Raw genomic sequence first — 15,462 nt, forward strand, 5'->3', positions numbered from 1 at the left:
ATTTCCGTGCGTTGCCATCAGGCAGCCATGGAACTATGCTGCGCCGACGAAAAAAGGGCGCCAAGCCCGACCCTCAACGATAAGGACGTGCCGAGATGACCAAGACCGAGGACGGCAAGGACACCGTTACCCTCATCGATAACAAGACGGGCAAGCAGGTCACGATGCCGGTCATGCACGGCAGCGTCGGGCCGAGCGTGATCGACATCCGCAAGCTCTACGCCGAGACCGGCTATTTCACCTATGATCCGGGCTTCACCTCCACCGGCAGCTGTGAATCCGGCATCACCTACATCGACGGCGACGAGGGTGTCCTGCTGCACCGCGGCTACGCCATCGACGAGCTGGCCGAACATTCGACCTTCCCGGAGGTCTGCTTCCTCCTGCTGAACAACCACCTGCCGACCGCGGCCGAGCGCACGGACTTCGAGAACATCCTGCGCCGCCACTCGATGGTGCACGAGCAGCTGACCAAGTTCTACAGCGGCTTCCGCCGCGACGCCCACCCGATGGCCATCATGTGCGGCGTCGTCGGCGCCCTGTCGGCCTTCTATCACGACTCCCTCGACATCAACGATCCGCAGGAGCGCAAGATCGCCGCGCACCGCCTGATCGCCAAGATGCCGACGATCGCGGCGATGGCCTACAAATATTCGAATGGCCAGCCCTTCATGTATCCGCGCAACGACCTGTCCTACGCGGAGAACTTCCTCTACATGACCTTCGGCACGCCCTGCGAGCCGTACAAGGTCAATCCGATCCTGTCCAAGGCGATGGACAAGATCTTCATCCTGCACGCCGACCACGAGCAGAACGCCTCGACCTCCACCGTCCGTCTGGCCGGTTCGTCGGGCGCCAACCCGTTCGCCTGCATCGCCGCCGGCATCGCCTCGCTGTGGGGTCCGGCCCATGGCGGCGCCAACGAAGCTGTTCTGAAGATGCTGGAGGAGATCGGCTCGGTGGAGCGCATCCCCGAGTTCGTCCGCCGCGCCAAGGACAAGAACGACAACTTCCGCCTGATGGGCTTCGGCCACCGGGTCTACAAGAACTACGACCCGCGCGCCCAGGTGATGCGCCAGACCTGCCACGAGGTCCTCGGCGAGCTCGGCATCAAGGACGAGCCGCTGCTGGACATCGCGATGGAGCTGGAGAAGATCGCCCTGTCGGACGAGTACTTCATCGAGAAGAAGCTCTATCCGAACGTCGATTTCTATTCGGGCATCATCCTGAAGGCGATGGGCTTCCCGACCAGCATGTTCACCGTGCTGTTCGCGCTGGCCCGCACCGTCGGCTGGATCAGCCAGTGGAAGGAGATGATCGAGGATCCGGTGCAGAAGATCGGCCGTCCGCGTCAGCTCTACACCGGCGACATCAAGCGGCCGTTCGTGCCGCTGGCCGAGCGTGGCTAACCGGCCGACAGCCCATAAGGGAATGGGCGGCTCCAATGGAGCCGCCCAGGACCCGACCGCGTACATCGTTCCGGTCCGGCGGGTGCGTCTGCGCCCGCCGGCCAACGATAACAGGGCGCCGCTTGGCTGGCGGATGCGCCGGCTGGTCGTCTATCTGCTGATCCTGGCTCTGATCGCCGGGATCGTTCTGATTTGACAGCGTTCTGATCTGATATCGGCGGTCAGCTTCCGCCCTCCAACGCGAATCCTTCGTCGATCCAGCCGGTCACGCCGCCGATCATCAGTTTGACCGGCCGCCCGAGCCGCGCCAGACGCAGGGCCGCGCGATCCGCCCCGTTGCAATGCGGGCCGGCGCAATAGACCACGAACAGCGTATCCTCCGGCCAATCGGCCATCCGCCGCTCCGTCATCTTGCCATGCGGCAGATTCAGCGCGCCCGGCACATGGCCTTTCGCGTAAGCGGCCGGACCACGCACGTCAAGCAGCACGAAATCCGCCGCACCGGACTTCAGACTCTCCTGCACGTCCCAGCAATCGGTTTCCAGCGATAAGCGCCTGGCGAAATGGGCGGCCGCCTCCGCCGAGGATGCCGCGGGAATTTCGGTAACGAGACTGGCCATGGGGGGCCTCCATTTGTTGCGGAAATGGGCATATCATCCGGATCAGAGCGCGGGCTGGAAAGTGGCGCGACTGCCAGCTATCGTGCAGTTCATGCCAAAAGCCCTGCCTCCGCTCGCCGTCGCCCTCGCCTATGACGGCCTCTGCACCTTCGAATTCGGCGTCGCCGTCGAAGTGTTCGGCCTGCCGCGACCTGAACTTGGACCCGATTGGTATCGCTTCGCCGTCGCCGCCCTGGAATCCGGTCCGCTGCGCGCGGTTGGCGGAATCCGGGTCGTCGCCGATGGCGGTCTGGACCTGATCGAGCAGGCCGACATCATCGTCGTCCCTGGCTGGCGTGGTGCCGGTGAACCGGTGCCGGCTCCCCTGGTCGCCGCCCTGCGCCGGGCCGTTGCCCGTGGCGCGCGCATCCTGTCGATCTGCTCCGGCGCCTTCGTCCTTGCCGCCGCCGGCCTCCTGAACGGCCGCCGCGCAACGACCCATTGGCGCTACGCCGATACGCTCCGTGACCTCTATCCCGATATCCGCGTGATACCCGATGTTCTGTATGTGGACGAGGGCAACATCCTGACATCCGCCGGCAGCGCCGCCGGCATCGACCTCTGCCTGCATCTGGTCCGCCGTGACTTCGGCCCCGAGGCCGCCAACAGCATCGCCCGCCGGTTGGTCGTCCAGCCGCACCGCGAGGGCGGGCAGGCGCAGTTCATCGAAGCGCCCGTTCCCATCGCCCGCGAGGGAACCCGCCTGGCTCCCCTGCTCGACCATCTGCGCGAAAGGCTGGCCGAAAAGCACAGCCTGACCGGCATGGCGTCGCGGACCGGCATGAGCCTGCGCACATTCCTGCGCCGGTTCCAGGCGATGACGGGCACCAGCCCCGGCGACTGGCTGCTGACGGAACGGCTGAACCGGGCCCGTGAGCTGCTGGAATGCGGCAACCTGCCGGTGGAGGAGGTGGCGAGCCGGACCGGCTTCGGCTCCGCCGCCACCCTGCGGCATCACTTCCGCCGGCGGTTGGGACTGAGCCCGGCGACTTACCGGGCCCGCTTCCGCCGAGGCGTGGGAGCGGAGCCCACGGCAACGAAAAAGGGCGCGGCCGCGACCGACCACGCCCTTTTCCAGGATCCCTGAAAGGCTGGAGAGTTACTTCCGCTCGATCAGCTCGACCTTGTAGCCATCGGGATCCTCGATGAAGGCGATCACGGTGGAGCCGTGCTTCATCGGACCGGGCGCCCGCGTAATCTTTACGCCTTCGGCCGCCAGCTTCTCGCAGGTGGCGTAGATGTCCGGCACGCCGAGAGCGATGTGGCCATAGGCGGTACCGATCTCGTACGGTTCCTTCTGGTCCCAATTATGGGTCAACTCCAGAACGGCAGTATCGGACTCCTCGCCATAACCGACGAAGGCCAGGGTGAAGCGCCCGCCCTCGTAATCATTGCGGCGCAGCAGCTTCATGCCGAGCAACCGGGTGTAGAAGTCGAGAGACTTCTCCAAATCCAGCACGCGCAGCATCGTATGCAACAGTCGGAATTCGCTCATGGTGTCGGTTCTCCCGTTCAGGGGTTGCCCTCTTGGGGCGTGGTCGAGCGGTGCTGTGAGACGACGGCAAGAACGGTGCGTGCAGCCCGCTCGCTGGGCGGAACATCACCTTGCCCCAACCAGCAGGCCACCTCGACAACCCCGTCGATCTGTTTCCGACGCGCCGCCGGATCGTCCAGCAGGCGGCCAACCTCCTCCGCCAATCGACCGGGCCGGCACTCCTGTTGCAGCAGTTCCGGCACCAGCATCCGATCGAGCATCAGATTGACGAGGTTGACGTATTTCACCCGGATCAGCCGACGATAGAGCGCGACCGTGACCGGGTTCAAGCGATAGGCGATGACCGTCGGCAGACGGGCGAGCGCCAACTCCAACGCGACAGTGCCGGATGCGGCGAGCGCCACCTCCGCCGCCGCGAAGGCGTCATATTTCTCCGAATCCCCTTCCACCAGCACGGTGCGGACCGGCCAGTCAGCGATGGCGGCCGCCACGCGGTCGCGCACCGTCGCCACCGTCGGCACGACAGCGACCAGATCGGCATGAGCCGGCCTCAGCAGATCCAGCGTCGCGCGGAAGTCGGGCAGCAGACGCGACACTTCCCCCTTGCGGCTTCCGGGAAGCACGGCCACGACACGATCCGTTGCCGCCAAGCCATGACGCTGGCGGAAAGCGGCACCGTCGCCTTTCCCCGCTCCCCCCTCGACCACGGAATGGCCGACGAAGGTGCAGGGCAGTCCCTCCTTCTCGAAATAGGGCGGTTCGAAGGGAAGAACGGCGAGAAGATGATCGTAGATCGCCGCGTATTTCGCGGCACGGCCTGGCTTCCATGCCCAAACCGTCGGCGCGACATAGTGCACCAACGGAATCGCGGGGGCCGCCGCCCGTACCTTCCTGGCCACCCGCAAGGTGAATCCGGGAGAATCGATGCCGACGACGACGTCAGGGCGCGAACGAATGATCTCCGCGACCGTCTGGTCGATGCGGCGGATCAGATTCGGCAGATGGGGCAGCAGCTCGAAGATGCCGAACAGCGTCAATTCCGCCATCGGGAAGAGACTGACCAGCCCTTCGGCCGTCATCCGTTCGCCACCGATCCCGACGAAGCGGATCTTGCCGCCGGTCAACCGCTTGGTAGCCGCCATCAGCCGGGCGCCAAGCGCGTCACCCGACGGCTCGCCGGCGATCAGGAACAGCGTCGGACAATCGCTGGCACCATCTGGGACCGTCATTGCGGGATCTCGATGCCGACCACGAACAGGCCGAGACGGTCAGCCGTCTCGGCGACCGCCGCGCGGTCGATCAGCAGGCTTCCCCCCGCCTCCACAGCGACCCCGCGCAGGCCGGCTGCGGCGGCCCGCTCAACCGTGGTGACGCCCATCGTCGGCAAATCTATGCGACGGTCCTGCTTCGGCTTCTTCACCTTGACCAGGACTCCGCCGGGACCGGGCCGCGCAAGTCCGGCACAGCGTCCAAGCATGGCATCGGTGCCCTCGATCGCCTCGACCGCCAGAACGATCCCCTGCTGGACAACCGCGCCCTGCCCGACATCGAGCGTCCCCATCGCCCGCGCCACCTCGATCGCCCGCGAGATGTCGCGCTCCGCATCCGAATCCGGGACCAGGCGGCCCACCGGGCCGGTGACGGTCATCAGATCTTTCAGCAGGTCATGCAGCCCCACCACGCGGAAGCCGTCCTCCTCGACCTCGCGCACCACGGCGCGCAGCAGGCCGTCGTCACCCAGGGCGCGGCTTCCGACACGGGCGAGGAAACGGGCGGTGCGCCAGTCTGGCATCAGTTCGGTGAAGGAGGGACGCCTCACCGGTCCGGCGAGAACCACCTCCGAAACGCCTTCCTCATGCAGACGGCGCAGGATTGTTCCGGCGGCACCAAAACGGCTCCAGATATGGGGAAGCCCGGCGACCGTCGGCGGATCGGTGTGCCCATCGAAGGCGACGATGAAGACATCGCGCCCCTGTCCCCGCACCGCCTCGGCTATGCGGGCCGGAAGCGTGCCGCCGCCGGCCAGAATGCCGAGCTTCGGTCCGGCAACCGGTGCCGCTTGCGAATTATCGGCCATCGGCCGGTCGCCTCAGCTCTCGCGCGGCTGGCAGAGGGACCGCGCCTCTTTGGCCCGGATGAAGGTCAGCACGTCGGAGATCAGCGCCCGCTCGCCGAAATCCCGGCCGACTTCCTCGACCCGCTCGGCGAAGGTCCCCTCCGGCCCGAACAGCATGCGGTAGGCCGCGCGAAGGGCATGGATGTCGTCCTTCTTGAAGCCACGCCGCTCGAGCCCGACGAGGTTCAGCCCGGCCAGACGGGCGCGGTCGCCCATCACGAGGCCGAAGGGAATCACGTCGTTCTCTACGCCGGACATCCCGCCGATCATGGCGTGGGAGCCGATGCGCACGAATTGCCGAACCGCCGAAAGGCCGCCGATGATGACATAGTCACCAAGCGTGACATGACCGCCCAAGGTGGCGTTGTTCGCCATGATGACATGATCGCCGACAATGCAATCATGCGCCACATGCGAGCCCATCATGAACAGCCCGTCGTCGCCGACGCGGGTGATCATGCCGCCGCCCTCGGTGCCGGGATTCATCGTCACATGCTCGCGGATCTGGTTGCGGGCACCGATGACGAGTTCCGACGGCTCGCCATGGAATTTGAGATCCTGCGGGCGATGGCCGATGGAGGCGAATGGATAGATGATGGTGTCGGCGCCGATGCTGGTGCGTCCGTCGACGGCCACATGCGAAACCAGCCGAACGCCGTCGCCCAGCGTGACGTCGGGACCGACGACGCAGAAGGGGCCGATCTCGACCCCTTCCCCCAGCTTGGCCGCGGGATCGACGATGGCGGACGGATGGATGGTGACGGTCATTTTTCGTCCAGGATCATGGCGGAATAGACGGCTTCGGCGACGAGGACGCCGTTGACCTTGGCCTCGCCCTTGAACTTCCACACATTGGCGCGCTGGCGCTGCTTGGTGACGTGGATATGGATGGTATCGCCGGGAGTGACGGGGCGGCGGAAGCGCGCCTCGTCGACCGTCATGAAATAAACCAGCTTGCCTTCGGCATCCGGGCCCAGCGTCGCCACCACCAGCACGGCGGAGGTCTGGGCCATCGCCTCGATGATCAGGACGCCGGGCATGACCGGACGCGACGGGAAATGGCCCTGGAAGAAGGGCTCATTGATCGTGACGTTCTTGACGCCGGTGGCACCCTCGCCAAGCGTGATATCGATCACCCGGTCAATCATCAGGATCGGGTAACGATGCGGAATCATCTGCATGATCCGCCCGATATCGAGGTCGTCGATCTTGTTGCTTTGCGCGTTGTTGTCCGCCGTCACGTCCATTGCTCGGCCGCCCGCCTTTCCACCAACCGATAGGGTTCAGCATTCCCAATCCCAGGGAATGGGCGCCATTGCCCCGAAGAGGAGCGCGGCGCCTTGTTCTTTGCTCCGACTTCTTGCCCCATTTCCGCGACGACCGCAACCGCCGAACCCGGAAACGGAACAGGGCCGCCGCCATCCCCGACGGATGACGGCGGCCCTGTTCAGGCATCGATCACTGCTTGGGAACGTTCAGCGCAACCTGAGGCAACTTCTTGTTGACCCGTTCCATCACCGCGTCGGTCACGTCCAGTTGGGTATCGACGAGAACGAACTGCTGACGGGCGAGAACGAGATTGGCGCCACGTTCACGCGAAATATCGGCGACCACCTCGACCATCGTCTTGTGAACGACGGCCATCGCCTCGTTCAGGCTGGTCTCCAGCGCCCGCTTGCGGGTCTGAACGGTCTTCTGAACATCGGCGACCTGCTTTTCGAAGTCCCGGCGCTTGTTGGCGAGCGCTTCCGGCGACAGAACGGTCTGCTGCTTGCGCAGTTCATCCTCGTTCTTGCGGAGCTTGTCCTCCAGCGCCGAGATCTCCTTCTGATAGGAGTCGCGCAGAGCCTCGAAGGATTTGGTGATACCCTTCGAAGCGTTGGACTCCTGCATGATCTTCTGGACGTCGATCACGGCGATGACCGGCGCCTTCAGTTCCGCGGTGGAAGCCGGAGCGTCGGCCTTTGGCGCCTCGGCCTTTGGCGCGGCCGGCTGTGCCGACTGGGCCTGAGCGGAGGTCGCGGCGAAAAGGAGCCCCGCAGCCGTGACGGCCGACAGGGCGGCGACGCGAAGCGGCGTCTTCGACAGGATGGATTGCATCTTAGAACCTGGTCCCGAAGCTGAAGCGGATAAGCTCTTTCTTGTCGTAGCCTTCCTTGCGGATCGGCAACGCCACGTCGAGCCGGATCGGGCCGAACGGCGATTTCCACGACACGCCCGTACCGACGGAAACACGGATGCTCTCGTCATCCTTCACGTTCGGATCGCTGATATCGACCTTGCCCAGCGTGCCCACGTCGGTGAAGGCATGGCCGAGCAAGCCGAATTCCTCCGGCAGGCCGAAGGGGAAGCTCATTTCCACCGAGGCGCGGGCATAGCGTGTGCCACCCAGCGCGTCGCCGGTGGAGATGTCGCGGGGGCCGATGCCGGCCGTCTTGAAGCCACGCAGTGTATCGCCGCCGATGAAGAAGCGATCGCCAAGATCGACCTTCTTGCCCATGCCGTAGATGTATCCGATCTCGCCGGTCGTGCTGAGCACCCACTGGTCCTCACCGAGCGGGATATAATATCCGCCGGCCAGCTTGTTGCGCAGGAAGCGAACGGAACCGCCGAGACCGGCGACATCATTGGTCAGCCGGATGAAATAGCCCTCGGTCGGCGTCAGCTTGCTGTTGCGGACATCGTAGGTCAGTTCCTGGCCGATCAGCGACGTCAGTCGCTCGCCGCGCTGCTCCCTGATGTACCTCGACGCGTTCGATGGAACCTCTTCGATCAGCGTATCCTGGAGCTGGTAATAGACGCGCTGGCGCAGCTGTTCGGTCAGCGGATACCCCAGTCGCAGGGCGAAGCCGGTGTTCTTTTCGTTGAACGAGCTTTCGTTCTGATAATTGTAGCGGGTCCGGAAAATGTCGACACCGGCCGACAGGTCGCGGTCCATGAAGTACGGCTCCGTGAAGGAGATATCGTACAGCTGGCGCTTGCTGGACAGCGTCGCCCCCAGACGCAGATCCTGTCCACGGCCCAGGAGATTGCGCTCGCGGATCGAGAAGTCGCCCAGCGGACCGTCGGAGGTCGAGAAACCGGCACCGATGGAGATTTCACCGGTCGACTGCTCCGCCACATCGACATTCACCACGGTGCGGTCAGGCGCGCTGCTTTCCGCCGTGGTGACGTTCACACGCTCGAAGAAGCCGAGATCCTTGATGCGCTGCTCGGAACGCTTCAGCTTCGAGGAGTTGAAGGGATCGCCTTCCGAAAGAAGCATCTCGCGGCGGATCACCTTGTCGAGCGTCCGCACATTGCCGGAAATGTCGATGCGATCGACGAAGGTGCGGGGCCCTTCATTGATCTCATAGGTGATGTCGATGGTGTGGGTTTCACGGTTGCGGGAAATCCGCGGCCGGACATCGACGAAGGCGTATTGCAGATCGCCGACCGCGTTGGTCAGCTTGGTGATCGTATCCTCCACCTTCTGGGCATTGTACCAGTCGCCCTCGGTGGTGATGACGCTGTTCTGCAACACGGTCGGATCGAGCTGCTTCAGCGTGGTCTTGATGTCGACCTTGCCGAACTTGTAGCGCTCGCCTTCCTCGATCGTGAAGGTGATGAAGAAATCCGACTTGTCCGGCGTCAGCTCGGCGACCGCCGAGACGACACGGAAATCGGCATAACCTTCCCTCAGGTAGAAGCGGCGCAGCAGATCGCGGTCGTAGTTCAGGCGGTCCGGATCATAGTTGTCGTCGGACGACAGGAAACGCCACCAGGCGGACTCCTTCGTCTGGACATTCTCGCGCAGGGTGCCGTCGGAAAAATGCTCGTTGCCGATGAAGGTGATGCCGCGCACGCCGGTGCGCACACCCTCATTGATCTCGAACACCAGATCGACGCGGTTCTGGTCGAGCTGAATGATCTTCGGCTCGACCGTCGCGCCGAACCGGCCCTGGCGGCGATAGATTTCCTGGATGCGCTGGACGTCCGACTGGACCCGGGTACGGGTATACACGACGCGGGGGCGCAGCTGGATTTCCTTGTCCAGCGTGTCCTTGTCGATACGCCGGTTCCCTTCGAACGCGATCCGGTTGATGATCGGATTCTCCGCCACCGTCACCACCAGCGTCTCGCCCTCGCGCTTCAGCACGACGTCGGCGAACAGGCCGGTGTTGAAAAGCGCCTTCAGCGACTGGTCGATCCGGTCGGGATCGAACGGATCGCCGGGCTGGACGGTCAGATAGGAGCGGACCGTGGAGGGCTCGATTCGCTGGGTTCCTTCGACCCGGATGTCGCGCACCGTACCGCCGCTGAAAACCTGGGCGACCAAGGATCCCGAGCCCGCCGGTGCCCGAACGGGCGAGGCGGCGGTTTGGGCGAGGGCGACAGACACCGTCGTCATGGCGCAGCCGGCCAGCAGGCCCGCCACCAGAACTTTGCTCGACACCGGCAAATCACGCTCCCTGGCAAGGGGCTGGATTTAGGAAACCAGTCCCCGGAAGAAATCGACCACGCGCAATTGAACGAGGTCGTTCCACGTGGCGAAGACCATGAGCGTTAATACCAAGGCCAACCCAATTCGGAAACCGTATTCTTGCGCTCGCGCCCCGAGCGGCCGGCCAAGCAGCTTTTCGAACCCGTAAAAAAGCAGGTGGCCGCCGTCCAGCATCGGCACCGGGAACAGGTTGATCATCCCCAGATTGACCGAAAGGAAGGTCATGAACCAGACCAGCGGATACCAGCCGGATTGCGCCACCTCACCCGACATCTGGGCGATGCGCAGCGGGCCGCCAAGCTCCTCCGTCCCCCGTGATCCCTGGACCATCTGGCCCAGCGCCGTGAAGGTGCCGGTGATCATCCCTGCGACTTCCCGTCCCGCCTGCCAGACGGCCGTCACCGGATCGTGACGCATCATTCCGACGCTGCCACGGCTGATGCCGAGCAAACCGATCTGATGACTGTTGCCGAGTCGGTCGGTGACGGACTGCGAATCCGGGGTGGCCGTCACTGTCATCATGCGGCCGTCACGCTTCAACTCGACGGTCAGCGGTTCGCCAGGCCGGATCGAAACGATCTGCCGGATCTCCTCGAATCGTTGAACTCCGGTACCGCCGACCGACAGGATCAGATCGCCCGGTTGGATGCCGGCACGCTCGGCGGCGCTGCCGGGCTGCACGCCACCGACATCGGGGGGCGTGAAGGATTGGCCGGCCGTCATGAACAGCAGGGCCAGAACGACGATGGAGAAAACGAAATTGGCGATCGGGCCGGCTGCGACGATGGCGGCGCGCTGTCCCACCCGCTTATGGTGGAAGGAGACCGCACGCTCCTCCGCCGTCATCGCGTCCAGATGCGCCCCCGGCGTGCTGGCCGGATCGGCGTCGCCGAACATCTTCACATAGCCGCCGAGCGGCAGCGCGCTGAACTTCCAGCGCGTCCCGGACCGGTCGGTGAAACCGAAGATCTCCGGCCCGAACCCGATTGAGAAAGTCTCGATCCGCACGCCATTGCGCCGCGCGATCAGATAATGGCCAAGCTCGTGAACGAAGACGAGCACGGTGAGGACCAGAAGAAAGGCCAACACCGAGGTCCAGAAACCGCCGATAACGTCCATTTCCACCCTTGCGCCTTCCAGCGCCTCGAACGCGGATTATCGGCTGCCAACCGCCGTGACACCGATGGCCGCGATACGGCCGGCGGCGTCCCGCCTCGCCTCCGCGTCAGCGTCCCGCACGGCGGCGAGATCGCGTAACGGGCGGTGTGGCAACGCCGCCAACGTCTCCTCGACGATCCGTTCGATGTCGAGAAAGCCGATCCGGCGGTCGAGAAACGCCTGGACGGCCACCTCGTTGGCGGCACTGAGTATAGTAGGGGCGCCCCCACCGCATTGCAAGGCGGCCCGGGCGAGGCGAAGTGCGGGAAAACGCACCGGATCCGGCGCCTCGAACGTCAGGGTCGCCGCTTTGACCAGATCCAGCCGCTCCGCCGGGGTGGCGATGCGGCTGGGCCAGCCAAGCGCATAGGCGATGGGCGTGCGCATGTCCGGCGTGCCGAGCTGGGCCAGGACCGAGCCGTCGACATATTCGACCAGCGAATGGATGACGGACTGCGGGTGGACCAGGACGTCGATGCGCTCCTCCGGGATGCCGAACAGGAAATGTGCCTCGATCAGTTCCAGCCCCTTGTTCATCATCGTGGCGCTGTCGACCGAGATCTTGGCGCCCATGTCCCAGGTCGGATGAGCAACGGCCTGTTCCCGCGTCGCCGCCGCCATGAAGGCGCGGTCCCGGCAGCGGAACGGTCCGCCGGACGCGGTCAGGATCAGGCGGGCGACGCTGTCGATACGCTGGAAATCGAAGACCTGATAAATGGCCGAATGCTCGCTGTCGACCGGCAACAGCGTCGCGCCATGGGCCTTCACCTCCTCCATCATCAGGGCCCCGGCGCAGACCAGGACCTCCTTGTTGGCGAAGGCGACGATGGCGCCGCGGCGGATGGCGGCCAGCGTCGGCTCCAGACCGGCGGCGCCGACGATGGCCGCCATCACCCAGTCGGCAGGACGCTGCGCCGCCGCGACCACCGCGTCCGAGCCGGCGGCAGCCTCGATCCCGGTGCCGGACAGGCTCTCCTTCAGCTCGGCATAGGCGGCAGGGTCGGCCACCACGGCCATACGCGCCTTCAACTGACGGGCCTGCCTGGCCAGCAGGGCGACATTGCGGTTGGCGGTCAGCGCCTCGACCGGGAAGCGTTCCGGGTCACGGGCGACGAGATCCACCGTTTGCGTTCCGACCGATCCGGTGGAACCGAGGATCGTCACGCTGCGCGGCGCGCCCTGCGCCGTTTCCGCCTTCACCACCATGAGAGACCCGTTCCAACGGCCGCGTGAAACAACGCCAGCACCGGGGCGGCGGCCAGAAGCCCGTCGATGCGGTCGAGAATGCCGCCATGCCCGGGAATGAGCTGGCCGCTGTCCTTCACATTGTAGCGCCGCTTGACCGCCGACTCGAACAGGTCGCCGGCCTGCCCGACCACGGCGACGATGGCACCGACCACGACGGCGATGTCCGGCCGCGCCGCGCCGAAGGCGATGGCCACCAGCCAGCCGAACAGGGCCGAGGACACCATGCCGCCGATCAGCCCGGCCCAGGTCTTTTTCGGACTGATGCGCGGCGCCAGCTTCGGTCCGCCGATGCTGCGCCCGGCGGCATAGGCGCCGATATCGGTCGCCCAGATCGCGATCAGAACGAACATGAAAAGGGAAAGCCCGGTATCCGGCAGATCGCGCAGCCACATCAGGCCGGCCATGCCGATCGCCACATAGAACACGCCGAAGCCGAGCAGACCACGGTCACTGCCCCCGCCGACGATGGCGGTCAAAACGGCGAACGCCGCAGCCGCCCCGAGCGCCGTGGCGGGTCCGGCGGCGATGTGCGCCATGAGCGCGACCAGAATACCGATGGCCGCCATAAGCCGCGATGGCAGGCGCCGGGCACTGGGAACGATGTTGGTCCATTCGGAAACGGCAATCACCGATCCGAAGGCGAGCAGGGCATGGAACACCCAGCCCCCAATCCATACCGCACCGAGAACAACCGGCGCCAAGACGAGGGCGGACAACACGCGGGCCTTCAGGTCACCCGCCTTCGCCGGCTTCACCGGGGCCGAAGCCGGCTTTTCAATGGCAGCCGGCTCAGTGGGAGCCGGCGGTGGTGGCGCCGAAGCGGCGTTCCCGTCGATGGAACTCTTCAATCGCCGCCTCCAGATCGCGCTTGGTGAAATCGGGCCAGAGGGTATCGACAAAGACCAGCTCGGCATAGGCCGCCTGCCACAGCAGGAAATTGCTGATCCGCTTCTCGCCGCTGGTACGGATGATCAGGTCCGGATCGGGAATGTCGGCGGTGTAGAGCCGCGCCGACAGCGCCTCCTCGTCGATCGCGCCGGGCGAGAGGCGGCCGGCGGCCACCTCCTCCGCCAGCCGGCGGGCGGCATGGACGATCTCGAGCCGCGCGCCATAGCTGAGCGCCACCACAAGGGTCATCACGCGGTTGTCGCGGGTCAACGCCTCGGCATTGTCGATCAGCCGGTTGATATCGGCGGACAGCCGGGCCCGATCACCGATCACCCGCAGGCGGATACCAGCCCGGTGCAGTTCGGCGACCTCGCTGCGCAGATAGAAGCGCAGCAACCCCATCAGGTCGCTGACCTCCTCCTCCGGCCGGCGCCAGTTCTCCGAAGAGAAGCTGAAGATCGTCAGAGTGCCGATGCCAAGTTCGCGCGCCGCCTCCACGGTGCGGCGGACGGCGTCCACGCCCTTCTTGTGACCGGCGGTGCGCGGCAGGCCGCGCGCCTTGGCCCAGCGGCCGTTGCCATCCATGATGATGGCGACATGCGCGGGTGCCGTGTTGGACCGGTTGTCGTCCGCGTCGCGCATTCCGGATCAGACCTGCATGATTTCCTTTTCTTTTTGCGCAAGCGAGTCGTCGACCAGCTTGATGTGCTGATCGGTCAGGACCTGCACCTTGTCCGCCTGGACCTTGTGCTCGTCCTGGGTGATCTCACTGGCCTTCTCGGCCTTCTTCAGGCCGTCCATGCCGTCACGACGGATGTTCCGGATGGCGACACGGCACTGTTCGGCGTATTTGTGGGCGACCTTCGCCAGTTCGGCGCGGCGCTCCTGCGTCAGGTCGGGCAGCGGCACGCGGATGACCTGGCCTTCGGCCTGCGGGTTCAGGCCCAGGCCGCTGTCGCGGATGGCCTTCTCGACCGCCTTGGTCATGCCGCGGTCCCATACCTGGACGGAGATCAGGCGCGGCTCGGGCACGGAAACCGTCGCCACCTCGCGCAGGTGCATGCGGCTGCCATAAGCCTCCACCATCACCGGTTCAAGCAGGTTGGACGAGGCGCGGCCGGTCCGCAGTCCGCCCAGTTCCTTGCGAAACGAGTCAAGCGCGCCTTCCATGCGGCGCTTCAGATCCGATAGGTCGGGCGCAGCCACGGGCCTACTCCCTTTCTTCCGTTATGATGGTGTGCTTGCCACGGCCCTGCATCACTTCGGCGAAGGCGCCGGGCGTGTGGATCGAAAAGACCAGAATTGGAATGTGATTCTCACGCGACAGCGCGATCGCCGACGCGTCCATCACCTGGAGTTCCTTGGTCAGGACATCCATATAGGTGAGGCGCTCATAGCGCTCGGCCGACGGATCCTTCTTCGGATCGGCGGTGTAGACGCCATCGACCTGCGTTCCCTTCAGCAGACCGTCACAGCCCATTTCCGAGGCGCGCAGCGCCGCGGCGGTGTCGGTGGTGAAGAAGGGGTTGCCGGTGCCGGCGGCGAAGATCACCACCCGACCCTTTTCCATGTGACGGACGGCGCGGCGCCGGATATAGGGCTCGCAGACCGTCGACATGGGAATGGCCGACTGCACCCGCGTGCTGACGCCCATCCGTTCCAGCGCGCTCTGCATCGAGAGCGCGTTCATCACGGTGGCGAGCATGCCGATATAGTCGGCCGAGGCGCGTTCCATGCCGCTCGCCGCACCCTTCACACCCCGGAAGATGTTCCCCCCGCCGATCACCAGACAGACCTGGACACCGAGAGCGATGACCGCCTTCACCTCGCTGGCGATGCGGTTCACCATCTCCGGGTCCAGACCATAGTCGCGCTGACCCATCAGCGCCTCGCCCGACACCTTGAGGAGGACGCGCTTGTAGCGGACGCCCTCGGTCGGCGCGGTGGTCCCGGTGGTTTCGACCATGGGGGGAACGCTCCCTTGCTGTTTCGGAATGCGGCTCGCG

The 15,462-nt window shown here is 65.2% G+C and carries 17 protein-coding genes; 3 read left to right on the top strand and 14 right to left on the bottom strand.

Annotation, left to right across the window (positions count from 1 at the left end; all coding sequences use genetic code 11):
• Window positions 1–95 precede the first annotated feature (95 nt).
• The gene (gene gltA, locus AZL_RS08510) at window positions 96–1,409 is read left to right on the top strand and encodes a citrate synthase (protein WP_012974222.1); all 1,314 of its coding nucleotides are present in this window, start codon (window positions 96–98) and stop codon (window positions 1,407–1,409) included.
• A gap of 22 nt (window positions 1,410–1,431) precedes the next feature.
• Complete coding sequence (locus AZL_RS36265; protein ID WP_158305969.1) at window positions 1,432–1,605, top strand: hypothetical protein; 174 nt, start codon at window positions 1,432–1,434, stop codon at window positions 1,603–1,605.
• A gap of 25 nt (window positions 1,606–1,630) precedes the next feature.
• On the opposite strand, the gene AZL_RS08515 is transcribed toward AZL_RS36265, so the two are convergent.
• A complete protein-coding gene (locus tag AZL_RS08515; RefSeq protein ID WP_012974223.1) occupies window positions 1,631–2,029 on the bottom strand; it encodes a rhodanese-like domain-containing protein in 399 nt (132 codons plus the stop codon).
• 91 nt (window positions 2,030–2,120) lie between these two features.
• On the opposite strand from AZL_RS08515, the gene ftrA reads away from it, so the two are divergent.
• Window positions 2,121–3,155: a transcriptional regulator FtrA gene (ftrA, locus tag AZL_RS08520; protein WP_042442823.1), complete on the top strand. Its 1,035-nt coding sequence runs from the start codon at window positions 2,121–2,123 to the stop codon at window positions 3,153–3,155.
• A 12-nt stretch (window positions 3,156–3,167) separates the two neighbouring features.
• On the opposite strand, the gene gloA is transcribed toward ftrA, so the two are convergent.
• From gloA to pyrH, 13 genes are all read right to left on the bottom strand, one after another.
• Window positions 3,168–3,563: a lactoylglutathione lyase gene (gloA, locus tag AZL_RS08525; protein WP_012974225.1), complete on the bottom strand. Its 396-nt coding sequence runs from the start codon at window positions 3,561–3,563 to the stop codon at window positions 3,168–3,170.
• A 17-nt stretch (window positions 3,564–3,580) separates the two neighbouring features.
• Window positions 3,581–4,792, bottom strand: a complete 1,212-nt coding sequence (lpxB, locus tag AZL_RS08530; protein WP_012974226.1) for a lipid-A-disaccharide synthase — start codon at window positions 4,790–4,792, stop codon at window positions 3,581–3,583.
• Window positions 4,789–5,640, bottom strand: coding sequence for an LpxI family protein (locus tag AZL_RS08535; RefSeq protein WP_012974227.1), 852 nt, complete (start codon window positions 5,638–5,640; stop codon window positions 4,789–4,791). Before AZL_RS08535 ends, lpxB begins: the two co-directional genes overlap by 4 nt.
• Window positions 5,641–5,652: 12 nt before the next feature.
• A complete protein-coding gene (gene lpxA / locus AZL_RS08540; RefSeq protein ID WP_012974228.1) occupies window positions 5,653–6,447 on the bottom strand; it encodes an acyl-ACP--UDP-N-acetylglucosamine O-acyltransferase in 795 nt (264 codons plus the stop codon).
• On the bottom strand, window positions 6,444–6,926 hold the full coding sequence (fabZ, locus tag AZL_RS08545; RefSeq protein WP_012974229.1) for a 3-hydroxyacyl-ACP dehydratase FabZ: 483 nt from the start codon (window positions 6,924–6,926) through the stop codon (window positions 6,444–6,446). The genes lpxA and fabZ overlap by 4 nt, the downstream gene beginning before the upstream one ends.
• A 211-nt stretch (window positions 6,927–7,137) precedes the next feature.
• Complete coding sequence (locus AZL_RS08550) at window positions 7,138–7,779, bottom strand: OmpH family outer membrane protein (protein WP_012974230.1); 642 nt, start codon at window positions 7,777–7,779, stop codon at window positions 7,138–7,140.
• A gap of 1 nt (window position 7,780) precedes the next feature.
• Window positions 7,781–10,120, bottom strand: a complete 2,340-nt coding sequence (gene bamA / locus AZL_RS08555) for an outer membrane protein assembly factor BamA (RefSeq protein WP_042442825.1) — start codon at window positions 10,118–10,120, stop codon at window positions 7,781–7,783.
• 27 nt (window positions 10,121–10,147) lie between these two features.
• Complete coding sequence (rseP, locus tag AZL_RS08560) at window positions 10,148–11,281, bottom strand: RIP metalloprotease RseP (RefSeq protein ID WP_042442827.1); 1,134 nt, start codon at window positions 11,279–11,281, stop codon at window positions 10,148–10,150.
• A 36-nt stretch (window positions 11,282–11,317) separates the two neighbouring features.
• Window positions 11,318–12,526: a 1-deoxy-D-xylulose-5-phosphate reductoisomerase gene (locus AZL_RS08565; protein WP_012974233.1), complete on the bottom strand. Its 1,209-nt coding sequence runs from the start codon at window positions 12,524–12,526 to the stop codon at window positions 11,318–11,320.
• The gene (locus tag AZL_RS08570; RefSeq protein ID WP_012974234.1) at window positions 12,517–13,323 is read right to left on the bottom strand and encodes a phosphatidate cytidylyltransferase; all 807 of its coding nucleotides are present in this window, start codon (window positions 13,321–13,323) and stop codon (window positions 12,517–12,519) included. Before AZL_RS08570 ends, AZL_RS08565 begins: the two co-directional genes overlap by 10 nt.
• Before the next feature lie 34 nt (window positions 13,324–13,357).
• Complete coding sequence (locus AZL_RS08575; RefSeq protein ID WP_012974235.1) at window positions 13,358–14,098, bottom strand: isoprenyl transferase; 741 nt, start codon at window positions 14,096–14,098, stop codon at window positions 13,358–13,360.
• 6 nt (window positions 14,099–14,104) lie between these two features.
• Window positions 14,105–14,626 (bottom strand): ribosome recycling factor, encoded by a 522-nt coding sequence (gene frr, locus AZL_RS08580; RefSeq protein ID WP_042442829.1) that lies wholly within the window; start codon window positions 14,624–14,626, stop codon window positions 14,105–14,107.
• Between the two features lie 40 nt (window positions 14,627–14,666).
• Window positions 14,667–15,422 carry a UMP kinase gene (gene pyrH, locus AZL_RS08585; RefSeq protein WP_012974237.1) on the bottom strand — a complete coding sequence of 252 codons (756 nt, stop codon included), beginning with the start codon at window positions 15,420–15,422 and terminating at the stop codon, window positions 14,667–14,669.
• Between the last annotated feature and the right edge of the window lie 40 nt (window positions 15,423–15,462).

It is taken from the genome of Azospirillum sp. B510 (genome assembly GCF_000010725.1).
Classification (GTDB): domain Bacteria; phylum Pseudomonadota; class Alphaproteobacteria; order Azospirillales; family Azospirillaceae; genus Azospirillum; species Azospirillum lipoferum_B.

Excerpts from the sequence above, each read along its gene's own strand:
- ftrA (WP_042442823.1), top strand. The coding sequence starts at position 2,121 with ATGCCAAAAGCCCTGCCTCCGCTCGCCGTCGCCCTCGCCTATGACGGC.
- pyrH (WP_012974237.1), bottom strand. The coding sequence starts at position 15,422 with ATGGTCGAAACCACCGGGACCACCGCGCCGACCGAGGGCGTCCGCTAC.
- lpxA (WP_012974228.1), bottom strand. The coding sequence starts at position 6,447 with ATGACCGTCACCATCCATCCGTCCGCCATCGTCGATCCCGCGGCCAAG.
- AZL_RS08535 (WP_012974227.1), bottom strand. The coding sequence starts at position 5,640 with ATGGCCGATAATTCGCAAGCGGCACCGGTTGCCGGACCGAAGCTCGGC.
- AZL_RS36265 (WP_158305969.1), top strand. The coding sequence starts at position 1,432 with ATGGGCGGCTCCAATGGAGCCGCCCAGGACCCGACCGCGTACATCGTT.
- AZL_RS08575 (WP_012974235.1), bottom strand. The coding sequence starts at position 14,098 with ATGCGCGACGCGGACGACAACCGGTCCAACACGGCACCCGCGCATGTC.
- gloA (WP_012974225.1), bottom strand. The coding sequence starts at position 3,563 with ATGAGCGAATTCCGACTGTTGCATACGATGCTGCGCGTGCTGGATTTG.
- frr (WP_042442829.1), bottom strand. The coding sequence starts at position 14,626 with ATGGAAGGCGCGCTTGACTCGTTTCGCAAGGAACTGGGCGGACTGCGG.
- AZL_RS08550 (WP_012974230.1), bottom strand. The coding sequence starts at position 7,779 with ATGCAATCCATCCTGTCGAAGACGCCGCTTCGCGTCGCCGCCCTGTCG.
- gltA (WP_012974222.1), top strand. The coding sequence starts at position 96 with ATGACCAAGACCGAGGACGGCAAGGACACCGTTACCCTCATCGATAAC.
- rseP (WP_042442827.1), bottom strand. The coding sequence starts at position 11,281 with ATGGACGTTATCGGCGGTTTCTGGACCTCGGTGTTGGCCTTTCTTCTG.
- AZL_RS08565 (WP_012974233.1), bottom strand. The coding sequence starts at position 12,526 with ATGGTGGTGAAGGCGGAAACGGCGCAGGGCGCGCCGCGCAGCGTGACG.
- lpxB (WP_012974226.1), bottom strand. The coding sequence starts at position 4,792 with ATGACGGTCCCAGATGGTGCCAGCGATTGTCCGACGCTGTTCCTGATC.
- fabZ (WP_012974229.1), bottom strand. The coding sequence starts at position 6,926 with ATGGACGTGACGGCGGACAACAACGCGCAAAGCAACAAGATCGACGAC.
- AZL_RS08515 (WP_012974223.1), bottom strand. The coding sequence starts at position 2,029 with ATGGCCAGTCTCGTTACCGAAATTCCCGCGGCATCCTCGGCGGAGGCG.